This is a genomic window from Cronobacter malonaticus LMG 23826, assembly GCF_001277215.2.
In the GTDB taxonomy this organism is placed as follows: Bacteria; Pseudomonadota; Gammaproteobacteria; order Enterobacterales; family Enterobacteriaceae; genus Cronobacter; species Cronobacter malonaticus.
The window spans coordinates 2,397,016-2,422,632 of record NZ_CP013940.1; the positions used below are offsets into that span (position 1 = coordinate 2,397,016).

General features: G+C 53.7%; 25 protein-coding genes. 19 read left to right on the top strand and 6 right to left on the bottom strand.

The window, feature by feature from the left end; all coding sequences use genetic code 11:
- Positions 1-104 precede the first annotated feature (104 nt).
- On the top strand, positions 105-707 hold the full coding sequence (locus AFK66_RS11315; protein WP_007783470.1) for a hypothetical protein: 603 nt from the start codon (positions 105-107) through the stop codon (positions 705-707).
- 154 nt (positions 708-861) lie between these two features.
- Here AFK66_RS11315 and AFK66_RS11320 read toward each other — a convergent pair whose 3' ends face one another.
- Positions 862-1,809 (bottom strand): alpha/beta hydrolase, encoded by a 948-nt coding sequence (locus tag AFK66_RS11320; protein ID WP_007783467.1) that lies wholly within the window; start codon positions 1,807-1,809, stop codon positions 862-864.
- Between the two features lie 70 nt (positions 1,810-1,879).
- Between AFK66_RS11320 and AFK66_RS11325 the strand changes: the two genes are divergently transcribed.
- Complete coding sequence (locus AFK66_RS11325; RefSeq protein ID WP_007783465.1) at positions 1,880-2,815, top strand: LysR family transcriptional regulator; 936 nt, start codon at positions 1,880-1,882, stop codon at positions 2,813-2,815.
- Positions 2,816-2,941: 126 nt separating this feature from the next.
- On the opposite strand, the gene AFK66_RS11330 is transcribed toward AFK66_RS11325, so the two are convergent.
- Positions 2,942-3,358, bottom strand: coding sequence for a VOC family protein (locus AFK66_RS11330; protein ID WP_032968123.1), 417 nt, complete (start codon positions 3,356-3,358; stop codon positions 2,942-2,944).
- A 99-nt stretch (positions 3,359-3,457) separates the two neighbouring features.
- Here AFK66_RS11330 and AFK66_RS11335 point away from each other — a divergent pair, with 99 nt between their 5' ends.
- Positions 3,458-3,928, top strand: coding sequence for a hypothetical protein (locus AFK66_RS11335; protein WP_050500447.1), 471 nt, complete (start codon positions 3,458-3,460; stop codon positions 3,926-3,928).
- A 158-nt stretch (positions 3,929-4,086) separates the two neighbouring features.
- Here AFK66_RS11335 and AFK66_RS11340 read toward each other — a convergent pair whose 3' ends face one another.
- Positions 4,087-4,485: a GNAT family N-acetyltransferase gene (locus AFK66_RS11340; protein ID WP_032968769.1), complete on the bottom strand. Its 399-nt coding sequence runs from the start codon at positions 4,483-4,485 to the stop codon at positions 4,087-4,089.
- A 409-nt stretch (positions 4,486-4,894) separates the two neighbouring features.
- Positions 4,895-5,644, bottom strand: coding sequence for a MipA/OmpV family protein (locus AFK66_RS21460; RefSeq protein ID WP_071603045.1), 750 nt, complete (start codon positions 5,642-5,644; stop codon positions 4,895-4,897).
- A gap of 127 nt (positions 5,645-5,771) precedes the next feature.
- Here AFK66_RS21460 and AFK66_RS11345 point away from each other — a divergent pair, with 127 nt between their 5' ends.
- The 3 genes from AFK66_RS11345 to AFK66_RS11355 all read left to right on the top strand — a co-directional run bounded on the left by AFK66_RS11345 (position 5,772) and on the right by AFK66_RS11355 (position 8,318).
- Positions 5,772-6,455: a response regulator transcription factor gene (locus tag AFK66_RS11345; RefSeq protein ID WP_032986266.1), complete on the top strand. Its 684-nt coding sequence runs from the start codon at positions 5,772-5,774 to the stop codon at positions 6,453-6,455.
- On the top strand, positions 6,445-7,830 hold the full coding sequence (locus AFK66_RS11350) for a sensor histidine kinase (RefSeq protein ID WP_007783461.1): 1,386 nt from the start codon (positions 6,445-6,447) through the stop codon (positions 7,828-7,830). Before AFK66_RS11345 ends, AFK66_RS11350 begins: the two co-directional genes overlap by 11 nt.
- Before the next feature lie 89 nt (positions 7,831-7,919).
- Positions 7,920-8,318, top strand: coding sequence for a helix-turn-helix transcriptional regulator (locus tag AFK66_RS11355; RefSeq protein WP_050500534.1), 399 nt, complete (start codon positions 7,920-7,922; stop codon positions 8,316-8,318).
- 227 nt (positions 8,319-8,545) lie between these two features.
- Here the strand turns inward: AFK66_RS11355 and icd are convergent, their stop codons facing one another.
- The gene (icd, locus tag AFK66_RS11360; RefSeq protein WP_007747609.1) at positions 8,546-9,796 is read right to left on the bottom strand and encodes an NADP-dependent isocitrate dehydrogenase; all 1,251 of its coding nucleotides are present in this window, start codon (positions 9,794-9,796) and stop codon (positions 8,546-8,548) included.
- A 115-nt stretch (positions 9,797-9,911) separates the two neighbouring features.
- Between icd and rluE the strand changes: the two genes are divergently transcribed.
- The 9 genes from rluE (at position 9,912) to AFK66_RS11405 (ending at position 20,121) form a co-directional block, all read left to right on the top strand.
- Positions 9,912-10,568: a 23S rRNA pseudouridine(2457) synthase RluE gene (gene rluE, locus AFK66_RS11365; RefSeq protein WP_071603046.1), complete on the top strand. Its 657-nt coding sequence runs from the start codon at positions 9,912-9,914 to the stop codon at positions 10,566-10,568.
- 10 nt (positions 10,569-10,578) lie between these two features.
- Positions 10,579-11,028: an NUDIX hydrolase gene (locus AFK66_RS11370; RefSeq protein ID WP_007783459.1), complete on the top strand. Its 450-nt coding sequence runs from the start codon at positions 10,579-10,581 to the stop codon at positions 11,026-11,028.
- A gap of 266 nt (positions 11,029-11,294) precedes the next feature.
- Positions 11,295-13,244: a methyl-accepting chemotaxis protein gene (locus AFK66_RS11375; protein ID WP_032983463.1), complete on the top strand. Its 1,950-nt coding sequence runs from the start codon at positions 11,295-11,297 to the stop codon at positions 13,242-13,244.
- 191 nt (positions 13,245-13,435) lie between these two features.
- Positions 13,436-14,545, top strand: coding sequence for a tRNA 2-thiouridine(34) synthase MnmA (gene mnmA, locus AFK66_RS11380; RefSeq protein WP_007783457.1), 1,110 nt, complete (start codon positions 13,436-13,438; stop codon positions 14,543-14,545).
- 55 nt (positions 14,546-14,600) lie between these two features.
- Complete coding sequence (gene hflD, locus AFK66_RS11385) at positions 14,601-15,230, top strand: high frequency lysogenization protein HflD (protein WP_007783456.1); 630 nt, start codon at positions 14,601-14,603, stop codon at positions 15,228-15,230.
- A gap of 17 nt (positions 15,231-15,247) precedes the next feature.
- Positions 15,248-16,618 carry an adenylosuccinate lyase gene (gene purB, locus AFK66_RS11390; RefSeq protein WP_007783455.1) on the top strand — a complete coding sequence of 457 codons (1,371 nt, stop codon included), beginning with the start codon at positions 15,248-15,250 and terminating at the stop codon, positions 16,616-16,618.
- Between the two features lie 154 nt (positions 16,619-16,772).
- Positions 16,773-17,444 (top strand): two-component system response regulator PhoP, encoded by a 672-nt coding sequence (gene phoP, locus AFK66_RS11395; RefSeq protein ID WP_007783454.1) that lies wholly within the window; start codon positions 16,773-16,775, stop codon positions 17,442-17,444.
- A complete protein-coding gene (gene phoQ / locus AFK66_RS11400) occupies positions 17,445-18,950 on the top strand; it encodes a two-component system sensor histidine kinase PhoQ (protein WP_007783447.1) in 1,506 nt (501 codons plus the stop codon).
- Between the two features lie 49 nt (positions 18,951-18,999).
- Positions 19,000-20,121, top strand: a complete 1,122-nt coding sequence (locus tag AFK66_RS11405; RefSeq protein WP_007783443.1) for a ribosomal protein uL16 3-hydroxylase — start codon at positions 19,000-19,002, stop codon at positions 20,119-20,121.
- Positions 20,122-20,235: 114 nt separating this feature from the next.
- Here the strand turns inward: AFK66_RS11405 and pepT are convergent, their stop codons facing one another.
- Positions 20,236-21,465, bottom strand: a complete 1,230-nt coding sequence (gene pepT, locus AFK66_RS11410) for a peptidase T (RefSeq protein ID WP_007783440.1) — start codon at positions 21,463-21,465, stop codon at positions 20,236-20,238.
- A gap of 287 nt (positions 21,466-21,752) precedes the next feature.
- Here pepT and potA point away from each other — a divergent pair, with 287 nt between their 5' ends.
- From potA to potD, 4 genes are read left to right on the top strand one after another with little or no spacing between them, the layout of a single operon-like run.
- Entirely contained in the window at positions 21,753-22,901 is a 1,149-nt protein-coding gene (potA, locus tag AFK66_RS11420) for a spermidine/putrescine ABC transporter ATP-binding protein PotA (RefSeq protein WP_023898938.1), read from the top strand.
- Positions 22,885-23,742: a spermidine/putrescine ABC transporter permease PotB gene (potB, locus tag AFK66_RS11425; RefSeq protein ID WP_007792552.1), complete on the top strand. Its 858-nt coding sequence runs from the start codon at positions 22,885-22,887 to the stop codon at positions 23,740-23,742. The genes potA and potB overlap by 17 nt, the downstream gene beginning before the upstream one ends.
- Positions 23,739-24,551: a spermidine/putrescine ABC transporter permease PotC gene (gene potC, locus AFK66_RS11430; protein ID WP_023898939.1), complete on the top strand. Its 813-nt coding sequence runs from the start codon at positions 23,739-23,741 to the stop codon at positions 24,549-24,551. The genes potB and potC overlap by 4 nt, the downstream gene beginning before the upstream one ends.
- Entirely contained in the window at positions 24,548-25,594 is a 1,047-nt protein-coding gene (gene potD, locus AFK66_RS11435; RefSeq protein WP_007783412.1) for a spermidine/putrescine ABC transporter substrate-binding protein PotD, read from the top strand. Before potC ends, potD begins: the two co-directional genes overlap by 4 nt.
- Positions 25,595-25,617 lie beyond the last annotated feature (23 nt).

Genomic DNA, 25,617 nt, shown 5'->3' on the forward strand with positions numbered 1-25,617 from the left:
CGAACATTTTCCTCTTACTGATAATTCGCGTAAGGTTCGTCATTCCGCCGTTATCCCTGCGCAAGAAAATACGCAGGGATTTTTATAAAGAACAGGAGTTCGCCATGCTAAAACGCTGCTCATCGCTTATTGTCTTTTCAATGCTGGCCGCCCCGCTTGCGCAAGCCGACACTCTTCGCGCCGTGGATGTGACCACCTTTGATGTCGCCGGTGTCAAAACGGGGATGGATTACGACCAGGCCGTGAAAGCGATCACGGAACATTTTCATGTGCCGGCCTCCGCACTGAGCGTTGATAAATTCCCGATGATGAATGCCGTCACCGGTAATAAGCAGCCGCATTATGTCGGCTATGAAAAAGATGGCGTGGAGCTTTCGGTTCACTTTGAAGGCCGCGTACCGGTAGATCCGGCGCACCCTCTCGTGGTATCCATGATTACCTATAAACTGCCATGGTCAACGGATAATAAAACGGCCATGGAAAAGGCAGCCCTGGAAAAATATGGGCCTCAGTCTAACGGCACTTACACCACGCCCATGGTGTGGTGTAAGAATCCAGGAAAAATGGCGAGCGATGCGTGTAGCAATGACATGAACCAGGCCACGCTGAAACTGGCGAATACCGCGCTCGAACTCTCTGATCCTTCATGGAGCCAGGCGCGCATCAAGTTTATGGAGAGCAAACAGACCCGCACGCCTGGGTTCTGAAACCGCTTAACGCGTAACCATGAACGCAAGGGGCTGACGCTTCAGCCCTTTTCTCTTTCCCTCTCGCGATCCGCTTTAGCTGGCCATACGCCACGGTTTTCATGGCGCGAACGGCCTGGAGACGCAAGCCCGGCGCACTTTTAACATCCCCGTTTCATCCCTCTTTTTTCGCTGCTTCCTTCGCATGAATAAAAGCATCTTCAAGAAAACGAAGCGCGTTACGCAACGCCCGATCGGCTTGTGGCAGGTGACCCGCCAGAAGATGCCAGACATGAAACATCCCGGGCCAGACTTCAAGCGTGGTGCGTACGCGCGCCTCCCCCAGATTGGAAGCAAGCGTTAAGGCACCACTCAGCATGACCTCATTCTCTCCGATCTGGATAAGGATCGGCGCAAGCCCGTGAACATTCGCGTAAACGGGGGAAGCATCAGGATGGGTGGGCAGCTCGCCTGCGAGAAAGCATCGTGCCAGCGCATTGAGAAAGTCAACGCGACAGAGCGGATCGATCCCGTCACGCGTGGTCGCTGATAAACCGCGATGGGTAAGATCGGCCCAGGGAGAGATGGCCACCCCGCCCGCCGGCAGCGGAAGCCCCGCGTCACGCGCCTTGCGCATTATCGTCACTACCATCGCGCCCCCGGCTGAATCGCCCACCAGCACGAGGTTTTCAGGCGGGATGCCGCTATCAAGCAAGGCGCAATACGCGCGAAAGGCATCGTCAATGGGCGTTGGAAAGGGAAATTCAGGCGCCTGACGGTAGTCCGGCGTATAAACCCGGGCGTGCAGCGTCGCAGCGATGCGGCCCGTAAGCCCACGGTAGGCGTCGACACCGCCATGGACATAACCGCCACCGTGAAGATAAAGCACCACGCGGTTTTCTGCTTGTTCATGCGGCTCACTGAGCATCGCCGGTACGTTGCCTAACGTAACGGTGCGGTAAGACACCCCGTCGATAGCAGGGAAGATTTTTTCAAGCCCCTGCATATAGTGAGCGCGCACCTCAGGCCAGCCCGCGTCTGACTGTCCATACAGTTTCTCTACCACAGGGCCGGCGGCATGGATCCATTTATCCAGAATTTGCTGGGCATTGTTCGGGAGCATAATTGAAACCTCTGTTGTTTAATTTCTACAATACGATTGTATTTACTCTATTGACGAAAAAGGTTCCCCAATGGCGGGCAGAAAAATCGCTTCGGGAAACGTAACCGGGGCCGCGCTGGATATTCATACGCTGCGTATCTTTGTTGCGGTGGCGGAAGCCGGGAGTTTCGTGGCGGGCGGTAAGGCAATGGGGCTGACGCGTTCTGCGGCAGGCAAAGCGCTGGCGCGTCTGGAAGACTACCTGGAGACGCGGCTTTTTCAGCGTACCACCCGCAGCCTGTCTCTCACGACGGAGGGACACGAGTTTTATCATCGCTGCTGTCAGATTCTCGAAGATCTGGCAGACGCCGAGTCCAGCATCCGCCAGAACCCGCCGCTGGCAAAAGGCATCCTCCGACTGACCGTCTCAGAAGGTTACGGCAAAATGATCGTACTGCCGTTTATCCGGGAATTTTTACACCGTTCGCCAGGGGTAAGCATTGAGGTTAGTTTTAGCGATCGGGTCGTGGATCTTGTCGAAGAGGGTTTCGATCTTGCGCTTCGCGTCGGCAACGGCGTTACGAGTTATCAATACATTACGCAGGTGATAGACCGGACAACGCCACAGCTTATGGCGTCGCCGGATTATCTGCAGGAATGGGGAATGCCGACATCGCTTGCTGAGCTGAAAAACCATCGTCGGCTCGTTTATGGTCTGGGGGCTGCTTCCACGGCATGGACTTTCGTTGATACCAGGCATGAGCAGATCGCGGTGCACAGTCGTAATGACGTCAGGTTTGACAGTGGCGATGCCATTCGCACAGCCGCGCTAATGGGGCTGGGTATCGGTTTTTTACCGTCGTTCATGGTGCAAAACGATATCCAGCAAGGCCGCCTTATTCAGGTGCTGCCCGAGGCACGGGGCGAAGACGTCGCCATCCATGCTATTTACCCTAACCGAAGACATCTTCCTGTTCGGGTCCGGGCTTTTATTGATGGGCTTAAACATTTTCTGAGTAATGCATAACCTCCTCTCTGTTGCCTGGCCGCTGTGAATGTTAAGACCGGGCTTACCGCTGAAAACGGATTGCGGCCCAGGCTGGCTGAGGGAAAAGACATTTTGCCGCCCGCTATTCTTCCCGTAGCGCCACATTCACTGTTGCGCGGGTTTATCCTTTTGGGGGTGGAAGGGATAACAAACACACGCCAGCTTATGTCCATCCGGGTCACGAAGATAAGCCACGTAAAAATCCGGGCCATACGCCTCTCTGACGCCGGGCTTTCCTTCATTCGTTCCGCCATTGCGCAGACCTGCGGCATGGAATTTTCTCACCACTTCCGCGCTGCTGGCTTTGAAGGAAAACATGGTGCCATTTCCCGCCGTCGCCGATTTCCTGTTAAACGGCGGGCAAATGCAAAAACTGAAGCCCTCACCTAATGGCTCTCCCCACGTCGCCCAGCCTTCAGTCCATGAGGGGATCCGTGGGATTCCCAGTACGTCAAAGATGGCATCATAAAACGCCGTCATACGTTCCAGGTGGTTTGTCCCTATCGTCGTGTACATCAGCATGTTTTATCTCCGGTATTGGCTCTCTGTCAGTGAAAGCGAATCAGGCTTACTTTCTGGAGGCTATCATGTATTAGGGTGATGCCGTTTATGGGATTAATAATGCAACAGGTTAACTCACTCTCGTTGGTGAAGGTTCAGGAAGCGACCAATTTGTCACAGGCCCGCTCTGAAGTTGTACTTAATGGCAATAACACCGGGATTATTGTCCCTGGAGAAATACTGGAGGCAGCTGTTCTGATCAATGAACAGCGTTATGTTCTTTTTCTCACTGACGACGTTATTTTCGAAGAATCGCTGACTATAGCGCTTCTTGATCTTCATGAGGGTATCAAAGAGGTTGTCCGGGTGGGCAATGAATACGCCACAGGATATTTTGAGGCGTTATCGGTTACAGCAGACAGCATCAGTTTCAGGTTTATCGGTGAGTATCTCTGGACTGTGACGGTATCCGATATACCACGGTTCAGGCTCCCTTTTGTGTCAGATCCGCAAGGGGTAAAACGTGATACTGGATTCAAAAAATATATGAATATTTCGGTAACACGTGTTTCAGGAAAAGCCCATTCTTAAAGCGGGTTGGAAGAGGATTTGAGTAGAGTCTTACGGGTATAAAAACGGGAACCAACCGGCTCCCATTTTTCACCTAACCCAGACGCTGGATTACATGTTCGCGATGATAAGGTCGCCAGACTCTGAGCATTTCAGTATTAACGATTTTATAATTGTGATTACAAACCCCAGTTCATATACATGCCTTCACTGCGTGGGCGTGAAAGCCTGAAGCCGAACTTTTCATACAATTCAGGAACGTCCGCCATTAATGTGATATAAGCGCCAGGGGCTGCAGTCTTTCCAAGATATTTCATTATATGCTCCATAATGACTTTCCCGTATCCTTTTCCCTGATATGAGGGGTGCACAGCCACATCGACAATTTCAAAATTGATAACACCATCGCCTACTACCCGCCCCATTGCAATAACCTGATCATCAGCAATAATGTGTACGCCATAAAGACTTGCAGGAAGCGCTCTGACTACATACTCATACCCCCTTGGCGAGAGTTTCGTCAGCGTTCTCAAACGGCAGAAGTCCTCGGCTGACGGGGGGGATTCTTTGGTTATCATTTTCTCTCCTGACATAAAAAAAATGAGACTTAGAAGCGAGGCATAGATTGTGGTGACAAAGATAAATGTTAGCACAAGCAGTATCCATATACGAAAGAGTTTTCAATCTACTGACCAACTCCGAAAATCAAGATATAATGAAGAAACGATCAATATCTCTGCGAATGAACTATTCACATATGATTCTGGGTTTATAAAATCTTCTAACTATCCTTTTTATTACATTTCGGGAAGAGAAGTTGCCAGTATCCTTCATCATATTAGAAAAACTCTTAATGAAGTTTTTCTCAAGTACATCATGATTATAATTTACACAGAAAATGGTTAGCAGAAAAACAACGCATATTATCAATAAGTGCCTTGCCATATTTATCACTTATTAAATATGAATAAATGTAAGTCTACGCTTTCAAAAAGTATAAACCATTGATAAAAGAAAAGAGCTTATGTATTTATTTTCTACCATCGGGCTTCCATAAACGGCATCTGAAAGCTTTTGCATACGTGCTCCTGCTGACAGATTCAGACTTTTTGTTATTGCGTAGATGCCCATTATATCAACATAAGGGGCTCCTCCCGAGCCAACCCGGTATTGATCGATACCGCTTCCTTTGCTTTCAACTGAAGAAACGCCATAATAATAGTTATTCAGTCTGTTGTTACTTAATTCAATACCCGTTGAAGGAATGATCGTTAAACTACCAAACAGAAAAGGATATCCATACCCCGCAGTCAACATAATCCCTTCTTTGTTGCCAGAGATCCTCTGGCGTATAGAGCTTGTTATAAAACCCAGTGAAAAATTGTGTATCCAGCTAAGACCAGCCGTGACAGACATTTTTCTCTCATCCAGAATTTTTAATTCTCTGTCTGCGGTATCCTGTGGACGGAAGCGATATGGAAGCAGGCTTGCAGACATGTCAAATTCGTCATTATCTGACTGGTAAAGCCTTAAGCCAACCTCAGGACCATGTATAAAAAATCTGGCTCCGTCATAGCTTAAATAAGGTATAGGCATAATTTTATTAGAATATTTTTTATAAGGGCTTTCACTCCAACCTGCGATGACTCCGGCTTTGAAAGGTGAAGGAGAGGACTGACCAACCGCAGGGGCCACACAGGCAAATGTTAGTAACAGGACTGATAATTTCCGCAGCATTTTTATATTCCGCACATATCATAATGTACGGTCAGCTTACAGTCACAACCTTACCTGAACGTTACGTCGTCTGAAATAATTTTATGTTATTTTCTCGATGGCTGAATTTAAATGTGTGGACTTAAGCATGCGCGTGTTGATTGTTGAAGATGAATCGCAGATGGTGTCGGCGCTTACCAGAGCCCTTGAAAAACAAGGGATGATTGTGGACGGTGTGGCATCAATAGCTCAGGCTAAAATAGCTATTACTCATCAGGTTTTTAGTTTGATTTTATTAGACCGGCAGCTGCCGGATGGTGATGGCGCATTACTCGTCCCTTTCATTCGTAAGACAACAGCTGATACGCCCATCATTTTTTTAACCGGCAGGTCTGATGTAAAAGGTCGAATCGAAGGGTTAGATCTGGGAGCCGATGATTATTTAGTAAAACCTTTCTCTTTTGAAGAACTAATGGCTCGAATAAGAGCGATAGGCCGCCGACCCGCAACATTCACTATCCCAAAAGTGACGATTGCTAACCTTACCTTTGATTTTAACAGCCTTCACGTCACTGTTGATGATATCCCATTGATATTACCCCGCCGACAATTACTTGTTCTTGAGGCTCTCTGTACCCGCGCGCGCCGCACCGTTCAGCGTGAATGGTTAACAGAATGCGTGTACGGTTTCAGTGAAGAAATTCAGTCTAACTCTCTGGATTCACAAGTATCTCGCCTCAGACGCTCCCTTGAAGATGCGGAAGCAAACGTCACCATTCATGTAATAAGGGGTGTCGGGTATCTGCTTAAGGAAAAACGTGATGAAGCTTAAACAGATATCGATAGCCGCTAAGATGCTAGTGAGCATAATTTTATTCCAGCTGATAACTCTTTATCTGGCAATTGCTTACTTTACTTATGATTTGTTAATCGTAAACCGAACAAACTATCCTGGTTATATATCTGATTCTCAACTGGAATTGATCATTGATTCAGTTGGGTATAATACGTCGCACACTCTTAACCTAAAGGCCGGAACGGAAATAGCTGATATACTTAAACACCCTGATGCATGGCTGGTCATTGCTGATGATAAAGGCCAGTTAATTAAAAAAGGCAACATACCTCCTGAATACAATTTTTTAACGGAAAACATCAGATTCTTAGGCTTATCAGAAATTAAAATTAATGAAAGTCTGTCTCATTACGCCATGAAGGTAATGTCTGGTAAAGCTGACGGTAATAACATTTATGTCATGCTGGGAGGCACGCCAGTTTATCATGGTGTTTGGGATTTTTTTCTTTCATTAGTGAAAGAACTCAGTTTAAAAATGTTTATCCCCATGGGTATTGCTGCACTAATCATAATGCCTTTGGTGACTCGCAGGATTCTTGCTGGTATCTCTGATGCTGCATATGATGCTCAGCATATTCATGAGGGTGATCATAAAGCCAGGTTGAGAGAGTCGGGAATACCTCATGAAATACTACCCCTTGTAAAAGCAGTTAATGCGGCTCTTCAGAGACTGAGCGAAGGCTATGAAGAAAGGGATCGTTTTCTTGCAAGCGCAGCGCACGAGTTGCGGGCGCCTCTGGCTGTTATTGAGGCACGATTACAAATAATAGAAGATCATAATGTCAGGCAAATCTTGTCTAATGATGTGGCACGGTTATCAAACCTGGCAGAATCATTGCTTGACTTACAAAGACTTGGCCAAAGTACCTCTTTTTTTACTTTGATTGATATAAAAAGGTTTATGCGCAAAGTGGTCTCTGATTATTCACCGATGATCATAGCTGCTGGTTACGACATTGAACTTATTGTTTGTAACGAGCCGGTATTCATCTATGGTGACGATGCATCACTTTCCCGAGCGGTAATAAACATTCTGCAAAACGCTGTACATCATGGCGGTGGTAAAGGTCTCATTACTGTTGAGGTAACTCACTCCGGATGTATAACTGTTCAGGACTGTGGACCAGGAATTCCTGTGGATGAGCGCGAAAAAATATTTGAGCCATTCCATCGGTTACATTTAAATTCTCAGGGTACAGGCCTTGGCCTACATCTTGTTAAACATATTATAGAGCTACATCAGGGCGAGATTCGCGCCAAAGAAGGAGAAAACGGAGGTTCACTTTTTGAAATCAGAATTCCATTGCTCAAAGCTTTTCAGATTAATCAGTGTAACGAGCAAAAGCGTTGAATAATCATTCCTTTCTTTATAAATAGTGAGAGTTCGCACCTATGGCTTCGAGAATTCAAAAAAATACTGCTGTACGTTATGGAAACGATATGAATACCTTTCAAATCGAAACCATAAGAGACATTACGCAGTGGATTAACGAGAACCTGAGCTTACCTTTTTCAGCTACCTTTATCGCACAAAAATCCGGATACTCTCAATTCTATTTCCAGAGAATGTTTTCTTGTTATCATAGTATGAGTTTAAGTAAGTACATTCTTCATGCCAGAATGAATTATGCTTTAAAATTGCTGCATCAAACCGATCTGACGATATGCCATATTTCGCTGGAGTGTGGCTTTTCAACACAACAAACTTTTACGAGGGTATTTTCAAAATATTTTCAAATGCCTCCGAGCAAATGGAGAGAGAAACACAGGAAAAGCTCTGCCAACCGTCTTCCAGATCAGGATCAGATTAGCTTCATTCATATAGAGGACGAAAAGTAATCGTTTAATTCGCGGAGGTTTTTGTATAAGTGACTTTATCTTAGACAAGGCGTGGAAAAATCTTCAGCCACAGATTCAAAAATAACATTTCAACAATCATGGCAGGGTAAAACTATCGGTTATTACTATCCAAATCGGTTATCAAATCAGAATTCTGGAGAAGCACTTGCAGACATAAAAAAACGGGAACCAAATGGCTCCCGTTCTCATCTAACCCAGCATCTGGATTACATGTTCGCGATGATAGCGTCGCCAAACTCTGAACATTTCAGCAGCTTAGCGCCTTCCATCAGGCGTTCGAAGTCATAGGTCACGGTCTTGTTGTTGATAGCGCCTTCCATACCTTTCACGATAAGGTCAGCCGCTTCGAACCATTCCATATGACGCAGCATCATCTCCGCAGAGAGGATGATAGAGCCCGGGTTCACCTTGTCCTGGCCTGCGTATTTCGGCGCGGTGCCGTGGGTCGCTTCAAACAGCGCGCACTCGTCACCGATGTTCGCGCCCGGCGCAATGCCGATGCCGCCAACCTGCGCCGCCAGGGCGTCAGAGATGTAGTCGCCGTTCAGGTTCATACAGGCGATAACGTCATATTCCGCCGGACGCAGCAGGATCTGCTGCAGGAAGGCGTCGGCAATCACGTCTTTCACAACGATCTCTTTGCCGTTGTTCGGGTTCTTGATTTTCACCCACGGGCCGCCGTCGATAAGCTCGCCGCCGAACTCTTCACGCGCCAGCTGGTAGCCCCAGTCTTTAAACGCGCCTTCGGTGAATTTCATGATGTTGCCTTTATGCACCAGGGTCACGGATTCGCGATCGTTGGTGATGGCGTATTCAATCGCCGCGCGCACCAGGCGTTTGGTGCCTTCTTCAGAACACGGCTTGATGCCGATGCCGCAATGTTCCGGGAAGCGGATTTTCTTCACGCCCATCTCTTCACGCAGGAATTTGATCACTTTCTCAGCGTCAGCGGAGTCGGCTTTCCACTCGATACCGGCGTAGATGTCTTCAGAGTTTTCACGGAAGATAACCATGTCGGTCAGTTCCGGGTGTTTAACCGGGCTCGGGGTGCCCTGGTAGTAACGTACCGGGCGCAGGCAGACGTAAAGGTCCAGCTCCTGGCGCAGGGCAACGTTAAGGGAGCGAATACCGCCACCAACCGGGGTAGTCAGCGGGCCTTTGATGGCAACGCGATATTCACGAATCAGATCTAGGGTTTCCTGGGGCAGCCAGACATCCTGGCCGTAAAGCTGGGTAGATTTCTCACCGGTGTAAATTTCCATCCAGGAAATTTTACGCTCGCCTTTGTAGGCTTTCTCAACCGCGGCGTCGACCACTTTCAGCATTGCCGGCGTCACGTCCACGCCGATACCGTCGCCTTCAATGAACGGGATGATCGGGTTGTGGGGGACATTCAGCTTGCCGTTTTGCGCTGTGATCTTTTCACCTTCCGCCGGAACTACTACTTTGCTTTCCATTCACCTCTCCTTCGAGCGCTTCTGGTTGTGACTCATTATGTTAATGATTTGTAATAGGCGTGATAATACTACCTGAATGTTCTGCCCCATGCCACGCCCTTATGAATAGGGTATAATGCGGCAATTGATAAAGCCTGAAAATAGTATGCAGAAAACTTCTTATAGAAATCACCGGCTTGAGCGATTCAGCTCACAACATTCCCCTAAGCGCCGCAAACCCGAAGGCCCGAAACGGCTGATCCTCTTTAATAAACCGTATGATGTGCTGCCGCAGTTTACCGACGAGGCAGGCCGCCAGACGCTGAAGGATTTTATCCCGGTGGCGGGCGTCTATGCCGCGGGCCGTCTCGATCGCGACAGCGAAGGGCTTCTGGTGCTGACCAATGACGGCGCGTTACAGGCAAAACTGACCCAGCCCGGCAAACGCACCGGCAAAATCTATTTTGTACAGGTGGAAGGCGAGCCGACAGAAGCCGCGCTGACGCAGTTGCGCAGTGGCGTGACGCTGAACGACGGCCCAACGCTCCCGGCGGGCGTGGAGCGCGTTGAAGAGCCCGCCTGGCTGTGGCCGCGTAATCCGCCAATTCGCGAGCGTAAATCCATTCCCACCAGCTGGCTTAAAATCACCCTTTATGAAGGGCGTAACCGCCAGGTGCGGCGCATGACCGCGCATGTCGGTTTCCCGACGCTCCGGCTGATTCGTTACGCGATGGGCGACTATACTCTTGACTCTCTGGCCTGCGGCCAGTGGCGAGACGTTCCGCTCAAATAAGGAGAACCGGATGTTCAAACCCCATGTCACCGTCGCCTGCGTCGTTCACGCGCAGGGCAAATTCCTGGTTGTGGAAGAGACCATTAACGGCAAAGCGCTCTGGAACCAGCCCGCCGGCCATCTCGAAGCCGACGAAACGCTGGTGGAAGCCGCTCGCCGCGAATTGTGGGAGGAGACCGGCATCCGCGCCGAGCCGCAGCATTTTTTGCGTCTGCACCAGTGGCTGGCATCTGACAACACGCCGTTTCTGCGCTTTCTGTTCAGTATTGAGCTCGACGCGCCGCTGCCGACCGAACCGCACGACAGCGATATCGACCTCTGCCGTTGGGTGAGCGCTGAGGAAATTCTCTCGGCGACTAACCTGCGCTCTCCACTGGTGGCCGAAAGCATCCGCACCTGGCAGCGCGGCGAGCGTTATCCGCTCTCGCTGATTGGCGCGTTCAACTGGCCGCAGCGTTAACTGCACCGCAATATTGTTTCGCACCGAAACTTTTAACGGCAGCTTAACATGCTGCCGCCATCCGCTACACATAGCACCTTCTGCCACGCCTGTCTCTCTCACGCCCTCCCTCTGCTATACAACCGTTAAATCGCCTGTTTTTCCACCAGCGACAGCGCCTTTTGCGCCATTAAAGAACCTCAAATCCACGCCGATAGAGCATTGACCAGGAGGCTCGTAACGAAGGGACACTAATGCTATTTCGTGGTTGATCCTGAGGAGCCGTGATGGCCAGACAATCCGTTCATAAAAAGATGAGTACCCGCGCGCAGATGCTGCTGACGGGCGCATTAACCATCACGCTGGGGTTTGTCGTCACTATCGGCGTGCTGAGCTGGCAGTCCAGCAACGAACAAAAATCGCTGGCGGAGAGCTATTTACGCCAGATTGCCCAGAGCGAAGCGCTGAAAATTCAGCAGGAACTCAACTACGCCCGCGATGTGGCGCATAACCTTGGCCACAGCATGGCGTCCCTGCCCCGCGCCGGTATCACCGACCGTAAAGTCGCCGATCAACTGCTCGAGGGCGCGCTGCGCGATAACCCAAACTACCTTTCTATTTCCGTCATCTTTGAAGAAAACGCCTATGACGGTCGCGACGCCGAGTTTGACGGTAAACCCGGCCAGGCGCCGAAAGGCCGCTACGCCTTTTTCGTCGACCATGGTCAGTCGGGTAATTACCAGTTTCACCCGCTACTCTCCTACCTGACGCCGGGCCAGGGCGACTACTACCTGATCCCGCAGAAAACCCAGAAAGATACGCTGATTGAACCCTACAGCTACGCCTATAACGGCGTACCGACGCTGTTGACCTCGGTGGCAGCCCCGATTGTCTCCGACGGCCAGCTTAAGGGCGTGGTGACATCCGATATTTCGCTGGCGTCGCTCCAGCAAAAAGTCAATCAGATCAAACCGTGGGAAGGCGGCGGTTATGCGATGCTGCTTTCCACGGCGGGCAAAATCGTCTCGTACCCGGACAAAAAGCTGACCAGCAAACCCTTCCCTGGCGATACCGCAGGTTATACCAGCAACGTGGTTGAGCAGGACGATCCGATTCTTGGCGAAAAAGCGCTGGTCACCTGGCAGCCTGTCACTATCGGTAACAGCACGGATAAATGGTATCTCGGCATTGTGGCGCCGGTAAGCCAGGTGATGGCCGCCGCAAACCGCCAGTTAATGAACGCCATTATTCTTATGGTGGTGAGCATTCTGCTGGTGAGCGCGCTGCTTGGTATTGTCTTTAGCCGCAAAGTGCTCCGGCCTCTCGGCGGCGAACCGCTGGAAGCCGCGACCATTGCGCTCGCGGTCGCCGACGGCAAGCTCGATAACGCGATTGACGTTAAACCGGGCGATCGCGGCAGCCTCTTCTACGCCCTTCACACCATGCAGGCGCAGCTACGCGGCATTGTCGGGCAGATTAAAGAGGCGAGCGACTCGGTGCGTCAGGGCGCAGGCGAAATCGTCAGCGGCAACATTAACCTCTCGTCACGTACTGAAGAACAGGCGGCCGCACTGGAGCAGACTGCCGCCAGCATGGAGCAAATCAGCGCGACCGTGAAACACAACGCCGCCAACGCGCATCACGCGACGGAACTGACCGCTAACGCCACGCAAATCGCCAGCCGCGGCGAAACGCTGGTCGGCCAGGTGGTACAAACGATGGCGCAGATCGACGACAGCTCGAAGAAAATCAGCGATATCACCACGATGATTAACAGCATCGCGTTCCAGACCAATATCCTGGCGCTTAACGCCGCGGTAGAGGCGGCGCGCGCGGGTGAACAGGGCCGCGGCTTCGCGGTGGTGGCAAGCGAAGTCCGAAGCCTCGCGCAGCGCAGCGCCAACGCGGTCAAAGAGATCGCCGCCCTTATTGAAGAGTCGGGCCAGCGCGTGGCCAACGGTGTGCAGCTGGTGAATGACGCAGGCAAAACCATGCAGGAGATGACCCAGGCGGTGCATTCGGTGCAAACCATCATCGGTGAGATCGTCAGCGCCTCGGATGAGCAGTCGAAAGGCATCAGCCAGGTGACGATCGCTGTCAACGAAATGGATGGCGTGACGCAGCAAAACGCCGCGCTGGTGCAGCAAATGGCGGCAGCGGCCAGCTCGCTCGAAGAGCAGGCGCAGCAGCTGGCGCAGACCGTCGAGCAGTTCACTCTTCAGGAAAGTTACGCCTGATCCCACTGGCGGGGGCCGATGCGCCCCCGCCTCTTTTACCCTTTCTTCTATATTCGCCCCGACACGTCGCAATTCTTGCCGTTAAGCCCTTTTCTTCGCGCCCGGAGGGAAACCCGGCGCGCTCAGGGGGTGTTTGCGCCGCCAGCGCGTGCTAGAATACGCCGCCTTTGTTTTAAGTCGTGAGTGGTGCAATGTCTGATAACAGCCAGAAAAAAGTCATCGTCGGGATGTCCGGCGGCGTCGATTCCTCCGTTTCCGCATGGTTACTGCAACAGCAGGGCTATCAGGTGGAAGGTCTCTTTATGAAGAACTGGGAAGAGGATGACGGCGAGGATTATTGCACGGCCGCCTCCGACCTCGCAGACGCCCAGGCGGTGTGCGATAAGCTCGGCATTGAGCTGCATACCGTGAATTTCGCGGCGGAATACTGGGATAACGTGTTTGAGCATTTCCTGGCGGAATATAAAGCCGGACGCACGCCGAACCCGGATATCCTCTGCAACAAAGAGATCAAATTTAAAGCTTTCCTCGAATTCGCGGCAGAAGATCTCGGCGCGGATTACATCGCGACGGGTCATTACGTGCGTCGCGCCGATGTGGACGGCAAAAGCCGCCTGCTGCGCGGGCTTGATGGCAATAAAGACCAGAGCTATTTCCTCTATACGCTCGGCCACGATCAGGTCGCCCAAAGCCTGTTCCCGGTCGGCGAGCTGGAGAAACCGGAAGTGCGCCGCATCGCCGAAGAGTTAGACCTGGTGACGGCGAAGAAAAAAGATTCTACCGGCATCTGCTTTATCGGCGAGCGTAAATTCCGCGAATTTCTGGGCCGCTATCTGCCTGCCCAGCCGGGTAAAATCGTCACCGTTGACGGCGATACCATCGGCGAGCATCAGGGCCTGATGTACCACACGCTCGGCCAGCGCAAAGGGCTTGGCATCGGTGGCACCAAAGATGGCGGCGAAGAGCCGTGGTACGTGGTGGATAAAGACGTCGAAAACAATATTCTGGTTGTCGCCCAGGGCCACGATCACCCGCGTCTGATGTCAGTCGGTCTTATCGCCCAGCAGTTACACTGGGTCGATCGCGAACCGGTCACCGCGCCGTTTACCTGCACCGTGAAAACACGCTACCGTCAGGCCGATATTCCCTGCACCGTCCGTCCGCTGGATGACGATCGCATCGAAGTGCTGTTTGACGAGCCGGTCGCCGCGGTCACGCCGGGGCAATCCGCCGTGTTTTATCTCGGCGAAGTGTGCCTGGGCGGCGGTATTATCGAACAGCGCCTGCCGCTGCCGATTTAAGCCTGATGCCGCCTGCGCGGCCATGAATGAACAGCCGCGATAAAAAGGAGTCTGTGTGGCAAAGAACTTCTACGACATCACCCTTGCGCTGGCGGGTATCTGCCAGTCGGCGCGTCTGGTTCAGTCGCTCGCGCATGAGGGCACCTGTGACAGCGATGCCCTGCGCGTCTCGCTTAACAGCGTGATTGACCAGAACCCGGCGTCGACGCTTGACGTTTTCGGCGGCCGCGAAGCCGGGCTGAAAATCGGTCTTGAGACGCTGCTTGGCATGCTGAACACCAGCAGTCGTCAGGGCCTGGGCGCAGAACTGACGCGCTACACGTTAAGCCTGATGGTGCTGGAGCGTAAACTTGCCGCCAGTAAAGGCGCGATGAATACACTCGGCAATCGCATCGCGGATTTAAGCCGCCAGCTTGAGCATTTCGGGCTGGAGTCCGACACATTAATGAATGCGATGGCCGGGATTTATGTGGATGTGATTAGCCCGCTCGGCCCGCGTATTCAGGTCAACGGCTCACCCAACGTGCTGCAAAGCCCGCAGATCCAGGCGAAAGTTCGCGCCACGCTGCTCGCCGGTATCCGTGCTGCGGTGCTCTGGCAGCAGGTCGGCGGCGGACGCCTGCAACTGATGTTTTCCCGTAATCGTCTGACCACCCAGGCGAAACAAATTCTTGCTCAATGTTAACCTCTCAGGAGTGACTGATGGAATTATCCTCACTGACCGCCGTTTCCCCCGTTGATGGACGCTACGGCGACAAAGTCAGCGCGCTGCGCGCCATTTTCAGCGAATTTGGCCTGCTGAAATTCCGCGTACAGGTTGAAGTACGCTGGCTGCAAAAGCTGGCCGCACACGCAGCGATCAAGGAAGTTCCTGCTTTTGACAAAAACGCAAACGATTTCCTCGATGCGATTGTCGCAGGCTTTAGCGAAGAAGACGCGGCGCGCATCAAAACTATCGAGCGCACCACTAACCACGACGTCAAAGCGGTTGAGTATTTCCTGAAGGAAAAAGTGGCTGACGTTCCGGCTCTGCACGCGGTGTCTGAGTTTATCCACTTCGCCTGTACCTCAGAGGACATCAACAACCTCTCCCACGCGCTGATGCTCTCCACCGCGCGCGAAGAGGTGATTCTGCCGTTCTGGCGCAAAATTATCGACGCGGTCAAAGACCTGGCGCACCAGTACCGCGACATCCCGCTGCTCTCCCGCACCCACGGCCAGCCCGCCACGCCGTCGACCATGGGCAAAGAGATGGCGAACGTCGCGTACCGTATGGAGCGCCAGTTCCGCCAGCTTCAGCAGGTCGAGATCCTCGGTAAAATCAACGGCGCGGTCGGCAACTATAACGCCCACATCGCCGCGTACCCGGAAGTGGACTGGCACCAGTTCAGCGAGGAGTTTGTAACCTCGCTCGGCATCCAGTGGAACCCGTACACCACCCAGATCGAGCCGCACGACTATATCGCCGAACTGTTTGACTGCATGGCGCGCTTTAACACCATCCTTATCGACTTCGACCGCGACGTCTGGGGTTACATTGCGCTGAACCACTTCAAACAGAAAACCATCGCCGGTGAAATCGGCTCTTCAACCATGCCGCATAAGGTTAACCCGATCGACTTCGAGAACTCCGAAGGCAACCTGGGTCTGGCAAACGCCGTGCTGCAACATCTGGCGAGCAAACTGCCGGTCTCCCGCTGGCAGCGCGACCTGACCGACTCCACCGTTCTGCGTAACCTGGGCGTCGGCGTCGGTTATGCGCTTATCGCGTATCAGTCGACGCTCAAGGGCGTGAGCAAGCTGGAAGTGAATCGCGATCGTCTGCTGGCTGAACTCGACAACAACTGGGAAGTGCTGGCCGAGCCGATTCAGACCGTGATGCGCCGCTACGGCATTGAAAAACCGTATGAGAAGCTCAAAGAGCTGACCCGCGGTAAACGCGTCGACGCCGAAGGCATGAAGCACTTTATTGACAGCCTCGAACTGCCGGAAGACGAAAAAACACGTCTGAAAGCGATGACGCCTGCCAACTACATTGGCCGCGCCATCCAGATGGTCGATGACCTGAAATAACCCTCCACGCGCCACCTTCGGGTGGCGCGCTGCTTTCTCCCCTCGCCTTTTCCCCACACCTGTTGATGCCTCGCTGGTTTATCCAATGTTTATGCCCTTTCAGCGATAATTGACGTTAAACTATTTATATATTTGATGGATAAGGGGACCCCGGATGCGCGTGCTGGTCGTCGAAGATAACGCCTTACTGCGGCATCACCTGAAAGTGCAGCTCTCTGAGCTTGGCCATCAGGTGGATGCGGCGGAAGATGCCAAAGAAGCCGATTATTACCTGAATGAACATCTGCCGGACGTGGCGATTGTCGATCTCGGCCTGCCGGATGAAGACGGGCTGAGCCTTATCCGCCGCTGGCGCGCCAGTGAGATTACGCTGCCCATCCTGGTGCTGACCGCCCGCGAAGGCTGGCAGGATAAAGTGGAAGTGCTGGGCGCGGGTGCCGACGACTATGTGACCAAGCCGTTTCACATCGAAGAGGTGGTGGCGAGAATGCAGGCGCTGCTGCGCCGCAACAGCGGGCTGGCCTCGCAGGTGATCTCCATGCCGCCGTTCGTGGTGAATCTCTCGCGCCGCGAAGTGACCATCCATGACAATCTGATCCGCCTGACCGCCTTCGAATACACCATCATGGAGACGCTTATCCGCAACGCGGGCAAAGTGGTCAGCAAAGATTCGCTGATGCTCCAGCTCTACCCGGACGCCGAGCTTCGCGAAAGCCACACCATTGATGTCTTGATGGGTCGTCTGCGTAAGAAAATCCAGGCGGAATACGCTGGCGAGGCGATCACGACAGTGCGCGGCCAGGGTTACCGGTTCGATCTGCGCTAAATGAAAAAAAACGTCCTGCGCCACTTTCTCCCGCTCTCGTTGCGGGTGCGCTTTTTACTCGCGACCGCGGCGGTGGTGCTGGTGCTGTCGCTCGCCTACGGCATGGTGGCGCTGGTGGGTTATAGCGTTAGCTTTGATAAGACCACCTTCCGCCTGCTGCGCGGCGAGAGCAATCTTTTCTACACCCTCGCCCGCTTTGACAACGGCAAACTCACCGTTGAGATCCCTGACCATATCGACAGGCAAAGCCCAACGCTGACCTTTATCTATAACGAAAAAGGCAAACTGCTCTGGTCACAGCGCGACGTACCGCGCCTGATGAAAGCGATTCGCCCTGAGTGGCTCAACGCCAACGGCTTTCACGAGCTGGAAACGCGCTTTAGCGATACGCGCGTGCTGCTTGGCGCAAACCGTCTCCTGCAAAAACGGCTCAACGATTACGATCCGGACAAAGATGACGAAACCACCCACTCGGTGGCGGTGAACGTCTATCCGGCGACCGCCACCATGCCCGCGCTGACGGTCGTGGTGGTGGATACGATCCCTGACGAGCTGAAAAGCTCATGGAGCGTCTGGAACTGGTTTATCTATGTTCTGGCGGCCAATCTGCTGCTGGTGATCCCGCTCCTGTGGCTCGCCGCCTGGTGGAGTTTGCGCCCGATAGAAGCGCTGGCACGCGAAGTACGCGAGCTGGAAGAACACCATCGCGAACAACTGAACCCGTACACCACCCGTGAACTGACAAGCCTGGTGCATAACCTCAACCGCCTGCTGAAAAGCGAGCGTGAGCGCTACGAGAAATACCGCACGACACTGACCGATCTCACCCACAGCCTGAAAACGCCGCTCTCGGTGCTGCAAAGCACGCTGCGGTCTCTGCGTACCGGCAAAACTGACGTGGAGCAGGCCGAGCCGGTGATGCTTGAGCAGATCAGCCGTATTTCGCAGCAGATAGGCTACTACCTGCATCGCGCCAGTATGCGCAGCGGCAATATGCTGCTGAGCCGCGAGCTGCACCCGGTGGCGTCATTACTCGATAATCTCACTTCCGCGCTGAATAAGGTTTACCAGCGTAAAGGCGTCAGCATTACGCTCGATATCTCACCGGAAATTGTCTTTATCGGCGAGAAAAACGATTTTCTCGAAGTGATGGGTAACGTGCTTGATAACGCCTGTAAATATTGTCTGGAGTTCGTCGAAGTGACCGCCCAGGTGGCCGATGACACGCTGCATCTGGTGGTGGAGGATGACGGGCCGGGCATTCCGGAAAGCAAGCGCGCGCTGGTGTTTGACCGCGGCCAGCGCGCCGATACGCTGCGCCCGGGACAGGGCGTCGGGCTGTCGGTCGCCCGCGAGGTGGTGGAGCAATATAACGGGCAGATCCTCACCGGCACCAGCCCGCTTGGCGGCGCCCGCATGGAAGTGATTTTCGCCCGCCAGCAGCCGCCGTCTGGCGAATCTTCCGCCACGCTTCGAAAAAACCTGTCAGACAACCACGCAGAGTGACGCGCGTCCGTTATAATCCGACTCATCTTCAGAGCCTGCGGAATACAATATGGACTACCACGTAGAGATAAACTGGCCCGATTTCATTGAACGCTACTGGCAAAAACGCCCGGTGGTGTTAAAGCGCGGCATTAAGAACTTTGTCGACCCGCTCTCCCCGGACGAACTGGCCGGGCTTGCGATGGAGAACGAGGTGGACAGCCGCCTGGTCAGTCATCAGGACGGCAAATGGGAAGTGAGCCACGGCCCGTTCCAGAGCTACGATCATTTAGGCGAAACCAACTGGTCGCTGCTGGTGCAGGCGGTCAATAACTGGCACGAGCCAAGCGCCGCGCTGATGCGCCCGTTCCGTGCCCTGCCGGACTGGCGTATCGACGATCTGATGATTTCGTTCTCGGTGCCGGGCGGCGGCGTGGGCCCGCATCTCGATCAGTACGATGTGTTTATTATTCAGGGCGTCGGCCGCCGTCGCTGGCGCGTCGGCGAAAAAGTGCCGATGAAACAGCACTGCCCGCACCCGGATCTGCTGCAGGTCGCGCCGTTTGAAGCGCTGATCGACGAAGAGCTGGAGCCGGGCGATATTCTCTATATTCCGCCGGGATTCCCGCACGAAGGCTATTCGCTGGAAAACTCAATGAACTATTCGGTCGGTTTCCGTGCGCCGAGCGGTCGCGAGCTTATCAGCGGCTTCGCCGATTATGTGTTGCAGCGTGAACTCGGCAGCCAGCGTTACAGCGATCCTGACGTGCCGGCCCGTGAATGTCCGGCGGACATCGTGCCTGCGGAAGTCGATAAACTGCGCGACATGATGCTGGATCTGATCCGCGACCCGGCGAATTTCAACGAGTGGTTTGGCGAGTTTATCACCCAGTCGCGTCACGAGCTGGATGTGTCGCCGCCGGAGCCGCCGTATCAGCCGGATGAAATTTATGACGCGCTGAAACAAGGGGATACGCTGGTGCGTCTCGGCGGTTTGCGCGTGTTGCGTATCGGCGATGAGGTGTTCGTAAACGGCGAGAAGATTGACTCACCGCACCGCCCGGCGCTGCATCAGCTGGCCAATGAAGTGGTGCTGAATGAAGCGATGTTCGGCGACGCGCTGGAAGACCCGTCATTCCTCGCAATGCTGGCCGCGCTGGTGAACAGCGGGTACTGGTATTTCGCGGAGTAAGGTGTCGGTTATCGTGGGTATCTCGGTGGGTGCGCTTCGCTTACCCACCCTACATAGATGATCCCTGAATTTTTAGGGCGGGTAAGCGTCAGCGCACCCGCCTTTTTTGCGCCTTTACGCCTCCCGCTGCGCGGTTAACTCGGCGATACGCACAATCACCTGCACCGCTTTCTCCATCCCTTCCAGCGTCGCAAACTCATGCTTGCCGTGATAATTGTATCCGCCCGTGAAAATGTTCGGGCACGGCAGCCCCATAAACGACAGCTGCGCGCCGTCGGTACCGCCGCGAATGGGCTTTAACTGCGGCTCCATACCGCAATCGACAATCGCCTGGCGCGCAATCTCGATAATATGCGGATGCTCCGCCACCTTCTCGCTCATATTGTAATAGCTGTCCTCGATCGCCAGCTCAATATAACAATCCGGGTGCAGCCCTTTACCGACCTGTTTCGCGATATCCATCATGCGGCGTTTACGCGCTTCAAAATTCTCACGGTCGAAATCGCGAATGATGTAATGCATCTCGGCGCGATCCACTGAGCCTTTCATGGTGTGCAGATGGTAAAAACCCTCGTAGCCTTCGGTGCATTCCGGGCTTTCTTCAGCAGGCACCAGCGCGTGAATGCGCGCGGCGAGCGACAGCGCGTTCACCATCACGCCTTTGGCGCTGCCAGGGTGCACGTTGTTGCCAACGATTTTGATGGTCACCGAGGCCGCGTTGAAATTCTCATACTCCAGCTCGCCGATACCGCTGCCGTCCATGGTATACGCCCAGCGCGCATCAAAGGCTTCGACGTCGAAATGCTTCGCGCCCTTGCCCACCTCTTCATCGGGCGTAAAGGCCACGCGGATATCGCCGTGGGGAATGTTTTTCTGCGAAAGCGTCGCCATAGCGGTCATGATCTCTGCGACACCCGCTTTATCATCCGCGCCTAACAGCGTTTTGCCGTCGGTGGTGATAAGCGTGTGGCCAAGCAACTGATGCAGCACCGGGAACATCACCGGTGAGAGGATCTCTTCGCCAGTGCCAAGCGCGATATCCCCGCCACGGTAGTTTTCAACGATTTGCGGGTTCACGTTTTTCGCCGTGAAATCTGGCGAGGTATCGACATGAGAAATGAATCCGATGGGCGGGACGGGCTTGTCTACGTTCGACGGGAGCGTGCCCATCAGCGTGCCGTGTTCGCTCAGCGACACGTTAACCATGCCCAGTTCTTCCATCTGATTCTTCAGCAGGTTTAACAGCTTCCACTGGCTTTCGGTGCTGGGAACATGCTTCACCCCGGCCCGTGACTGGGTATCCATAGTGACATATTGCAGGAAACGTTCGAGTAATTTATCCATGTTCTCACCCCTGTTATTTTGTGACGTCATTATCATTAAGCATTAAAAGACAAATATTGTTTCAGGTCACCTTTCGCCCGGCGAAGAGGAAGAATCCTGCCGGGAAAAAGGCGGTATCTCCTTCATGGTGCCGCTGACGTGACTGAAAACGCGGAAAACCGCGCGAAACCGGCAAGAAAGCGTCTGTGGCATTGGCGATTTCAATGGTTTGCCGTAGAATGCCTGCCCTTATCACGTGCCAGACCCAAAGGTGGTTCATCACAAACCCCGCATCCGGTTTCATCTTGATGCGTTTTTTACGGGACAGAGTCAAAAAATTGAATACACAGCCGCGCTCGCTTTCCCCGCTTCTGCAACTGGCGGATATCGGGAAAAGCTTTGATGGTAAAACCGTCATTTCTGATTTCTCACTGACCATCAATCATGGTGAATTCCTCACGCTCCTCGGCCCCTCCGGCTGCGGTAAAACCACCGTGCTGCGCCTTATCGCAGGCCTTGAGAACGCCGATGCCGGGCGGATCACGCTCGATGCCCAGGACATCACCGACGTTCCCGCCGAGCATCGCCACGTCAATACCGTTTTCCAGAGCTACGCCCTGTTTCCGCATATGACGGTGTTTGAGAACGTCGCGTTTGGCCTGCGGATGCAAAAAACACCCGCCGCTGAGATAACGCCGCGCGTGATGGATGCTTTAAAGATGGTGCAGCTTGAGGAATTTGCCCAGCGCAAACCGCATCAACTTTCCGGCGGCCAGCAGCAGCGCGTGGCGATCGCCCGCGCCGTGGTGAATAAACCCCGCCTGCTGCTGCTTGATGAATCCCTCTCGGCGCTCGACTATAAACTGCGCAAACAGATGCAGAACGAGCTGAAAGCGCTGCAGCGCAAGCTGGGGATTACGTTTGTGTTCGTGACGCACGATCAGGAAGAAGCGCTGACGATGTCCGATCGCATCGTGGTGATGCGTGACGGGCGCATCGAGCAGGACGGCACGCCGCGCGAAATCTACGAAGAACCCAAAAACCTGTTTGTGGCGAGCTTTATCGGCGAGATCAATATCTTTAACGCCACCGTTATTGAGCGTATCGACGCGCAGCGCGTGCGTGCAAACGTCGAGGGCCGCGAATGCGTGCTGTATGTCGCCTTCCCGGTGACGGCGGGCCAGAAACTTAACGTGCTGCTGCGCCCGGAAGACCTGCGCGTTGAAGAGATTAACGGCGACGGCGAGGCCGACGGCCTGATAGGCTTTGTGCGCGAGCGCAACTATAAAGGCATGACGCTGGAATCGGTTGTTGAGCTGGAAAACGGCAAAATCGTGCTGGTCAGCGAATTCTTTAACGAAGATGACCCGGATTTTGACCACTCGCTCGATCAGAAAATGGCCGTGACTTGGGTGGAGAGCTGGGAGGTGGTGCTGGCCGATGAAGAGCTCGCGTAAATTCCAGAATGTGGTGATCGCCACTATCGTCGGCTGGCTGGTACTGTTTGTCTTTCTGCCCAACCTGATGATCATCGCCACCAGCTTTCTCACCCGCGACGACGCGCATTTCGTAAGCCTGGTGTTTACGCTGGATAACTACGCGCGCCTGCTCGACCCGCTCTATTTCCAGGTGCTGCTGCATTCGCTGAATATGGCGCTACAGGCGACGCTGGCGTGTCTGGTGCTGGGTTACCCGTTTGCGTGGTTTCTGGCAAAGTTGCCCGCGAAAGTGCGCCCGCTGCTGCTGTTTTTACTGATAGTCCCCTTCTGGACAAACTCGCTTATCCGGATTTACGGGCTGAAGCTGTTTCTCAGCACGCGCGGCTATCTGAACGAGTTTCTGCTGTGGCTTGGCGTTATCGACGCTCCGTTACGCATTATGTACACGCCATCGGCGGTGATTATCGGCCTGGTCTATATTCTGCTGCCGTTTATGGTGATGCCGCTCTACTCCAGCATCGAGAAGCTCGATAAACCGCTGCTGGAAGCCGCGAGGGATCTTGGTGCCAGCAAACTGCAGACCTTTGTGCGCATTATTCTGCCGCTGACGATGCCGGGCATTATCGCCGGCTGTCTGCTGGTGATGCTGCCCGCGATGGGGCTGTTCTATGTTTCCGATCTGATGGGTGGCGCGAAAAACCTGCTTATCGGCAACGTTATCAAGAGCCAGTTCCTGAATATCCGCGACTGGCCGTTTGGCGCGGCCACCAGTATTACGCTGACGCTGGTGATGGGCCTGATGCTGCTGGTGTACTGGCGCGCCGCGCGCCTGCTTAATAAAAAGGTGGAACTGGAATGATCGGTCGCCTGCTGCGCGGCGGTTTTATGACCGCCATTTACGCTTACCTGTATATCCCGATCGTGATCCTGATTGTGAATTCGTTCAACAGTTCGCGTTTCGGCATTAACTGGCAGGGCTTTACCACCAACTGGTACAGCCTGCTGATGAACAACGACAGCCTGTTACAGGCCGCGCAACACTCGCTGACGATGGCGGTGTTCTCCGCCACGTTCGCAACCCTTATCGGCGCGCTGACGGCGGTGGCGCTCTACCGCTACCGTTTTCGCGGCAAACCGTTTGTCAGCGGCATGCTGTTTGTGGTGATGATGTCGCCGGATATCGTGATGGCGATTTCCCTGCTGGTGCTTTTTATGCTGGTGGGCATCCAGCTTGGCTTCTGGTCGCTGCTGTTCTCGCACATTACCTTCTGTCTGCCGTTTGTGGTCGTGACTGTCTATTCCCGCCTGAAAGGCTTTGACGTGCGGATGCTTGAAGCGGCGCGCGATCTGGGCGCCAGTGAAATCACGATTCTGCGCAAAATCATTCTGCCGCTGGCGATGCCGGCGGTGGCGGCGGGCTGGCTGCTGAGCTTTACGCTGTCGATGGATGATGTGGTGGTGTCGTCATTCGTGACGGGGCCGGGCTATGAAATCCTGCCGCTGAAAATTTACTCGATGGTTAAAGTAGGCGTGTCGCCGGAAGTGAACGCGCTCGCCACCATTCTGCTGATGCTGTCGTTGGTACTCGTACTGGCAAGCCAGCTGATGCTTCGCGATAAAACAAAAAGCCTGCCTCGCCAGGCCTCAAACCCAGGGGACGTAAAATGAAAAAATGGTCACGCCACCTGCTTGCCGCGGGTGCTCTGGCGTTCGGCATGAGCGCCGCGCATGCTGATGATAAAAACACGCTCTATTTCTACAACTGGACCGAGTATGTGCCGCCGGGCCTGCTTGAGCAGTTCACGAAGGAGACGGGCATTAAGGTTATCTATTCGACCTATGAATCGAATGAAACCATGTACGCCAAGCTGAAGACCTATCAGCAGGGTGCCTATGACCTCGTGGTGCCGTCCACCTACTTTGTCGACAAGATGCGCAAAGAAGGGATGATCCAGAAGATCGACAAGAGCAAGCTGTCGAATTTCCACAATCTGGATCCGGCGATGCTGAATAAGCCTTTCGATCCGAATAACGACTACTCCGTCCCCTACATCTGGGGCGCGACAGCGATTGGCGTGAACAGCGACGCCATCGATCCGAAGAGCGTAACCTCCTGGGCCGATCTCTGGAAGCCGGAATACAAAGGCAGCCTGCTGTTGACCGACGATGCGCGCGAAGTGTTCCAGATGGCGCTGCGCAAGCTCGGGCTTTCCGGCAATACTACCGATCCGAAAGAGATTGAAGCGGCCTATAACGAGCTGAAAAAGCTGATGCCGAACGTAGCGGCGTTTAACTCCGACAACCCGGCGAACCCGTATCTGGAAGGCGAAGTGAATCTCGGCATGGTGTGGAACGGCTCCGCGTGGGTCGCTCGTCAGGCGGGCGCGCCGCTGGATGTCGTCTGGCCGAAAGAAGGCGGGATTTTCTGGATGGACAGCCTGGCTATTCCGGCGAATGCGAAGAACGTTGAAGGCGCGCATAAGCTGATTAACTTCCTGCTGCGCCCGGATGTGGCGAAACAGGTCGCTGAAACGATCGGTTACCCGACGCCGAACCTGGCGGCCCGTAAGCTTCTGAAGAAAGAAGTAGCCGAGGATAAGTCGCTCTACCCGGATGCAGCCACCATTGAGAAAGGTGAGTGGCAGAATGACGTGGGCGACGCCAGCGCGATTTACGAGTCGTATTACCAGAAGTTAAAGGCGGGACGTTAAGGTTCGTTGCCGTTATGAGATGT

Excerpts from the sequence above, each read along its gene's own strand:
- AFK66_RS11315 (WP_007783470.1), top strand. The coding sequence starts at position 105 with ATGCTAAAACGCTGCTCATCGCTTATTGTCTTTTCAATGCTGGCCGCC.
- AFK66_RS11320 (WP_007783467.1), bottom strand. The coding sequence starts at position 1,809 with ATGCTCCCGAACAATGCCCAGCAAATTCTGGATAAATGGATCCATGCC.
- AFK66_RS11325 (WP_007783465.1), top strand. The coding sequence starts at position 1,880 with ATGGCGGGCAGAAAAATCGCTTCGGGAAACGTAACCGGGGCCGCGCTG.
- AFK66_RS11330 (WP_032968123.1), bottom strand. The coding sequence starts at position 3,358 with ATGCTGATGTACACGACGATAGGGACAAACCACCTGGAACGTATGACG.
- AFK66_RS11335 (WP_050500447.1), top strand. The coding sequence starts at position 3,458 with ATGCAACAGGTTAACTCACTCTCGTTGGTGAAGGTTCAGGAAGCGACC.
- AFK66_RS11340 (WP_032968769.1), bottom strand. The coding sequence starts at position 4,485 with ATGATAACCAAAGAATCCCCCCCGTCAGCCGAGGACTTCTGCCGTTTG.
- AFK66_RS21460 (WP_071603045.1), bottom strand. The coding sequence starts at position 5,644 with ATGCTGCGGAAATTATCAGTCCTGTTACTAACATTTGCCTGTGTGGCC.
- AFK66_RS11345 (WP_032986266.1), top strand. The coding sequence starts at position 5,772 with ATGCGCGTGTTGATTGTTGAAGATGAATCGCAGATGGTGTCGGCGCTT.
- AFK66_RS11350 (WP_007783461.1), top strand. The coding sequence starts at position 6,445 with ATGAAGCTTAAACAGATATCGATAGCCGCTAAGATGCTAGTGAGCATA.
- AFK66_RS11355 (WP_050500534.1), top strand. The coding sequence starts at position 7,920 with ATGAATACCTTTCAAATCGAAACCATAAGAGACATTACGCAGTGGATT.
- icd (WP_007747609.1), bottom strand. The coding sequence starts at position 9,796 with ATGGAAAGCAAAGTAGTAGTTCCGGCGGAAGGTGAAAAGATCACAGCG.
- rluE (WP_071603046.1), top strand. The coding sequence starts at position 9,912 with ATGCGGCAATTGATAAAGCCTGAAAATAGTATGCAGAAAACTTCTTAT.
- AFK66_RS11370 (WP_007783459.1), top strand. The coding sequence starts at position 10,579 with ATGTTCAAACCCCATGTCACCGTCGCCTGCGTCGTTCACGCGCAGGGC.
- AFK66_RS11375 (WP_032983463.1), top strand. The coding sequence starts at position 11,295 with ATGGCCAGACAATCCGTTCATAAAAAGATGAGTACCCGCGCGCAGATG.
- mnmA (WP_007783457.1), top strand. The coding sequence starts at position 13,436 with ATGTCTGATAACAGCCAGAAAAAAGTCATCGTCGGGATGTCCGGCGGC.
- purB (WP_007783455.1), top strand. The coding sequence starts at position 15,248 with ATGGAATTATCCTCACTGACCGCCGTTTCCCCCGTTGATGGACGCTAC.
- phoP (WP_007783454.1), top strand. The coding sequence starts at position 16,773 with ATGCGCGTGCTGGTCGTCGAAGATAACGCCTTACTGCGGCATCACCTG.
- phoQ (WP_007783447.1), top strand. The coding sequence starts at position 17,445 with ATGAAAAAAAACGTCCTGCGCCACTTTCTCCCGCTCTCGTTGCGGGTG.
- AFK66_RS11405 (WP_007783443.1), top strand. The coding sequence starts at position 19,000 with ATGGACTACCACGTAGAGATAAACTGGCCCGATTTCATTGAACGCTAC.
- pepT (WP_007783440.1), bottom strand. The coding sequence starts at position 21,465 with ATGGATAAATTACTCGAACGTTTCCTGCAATATGTCACTATGGATACC.
- potA (WP_023898938.1), top strand. The coding sequence starts at position 21,753 with ATGCGTTTTTTACGGGACAGAGTCAAAAAATTGAATACACAGCCGCGC.
- potB (WP_007792552.1), top strand. The coding sequence starts at position 22,885 with ATGAAGAGCTCGCGTAAATTCCAGAATGTGGTGATCGCCACTATCGTC.
- potC (WP_023898939.1), top strand. The coding sequence starts at position 23,739 with ATGATCGGTCGCCTGCTGCGCGGCGGTTTTATGACCGCCATTTACGCT.
- potD (WP_007783412.1), top strand. The coding sequence starts at position 24,548 with ATGAAAAAATGGTCACGCCACCTGCTTGCCGCGGGTGCTCTGGCGTTC.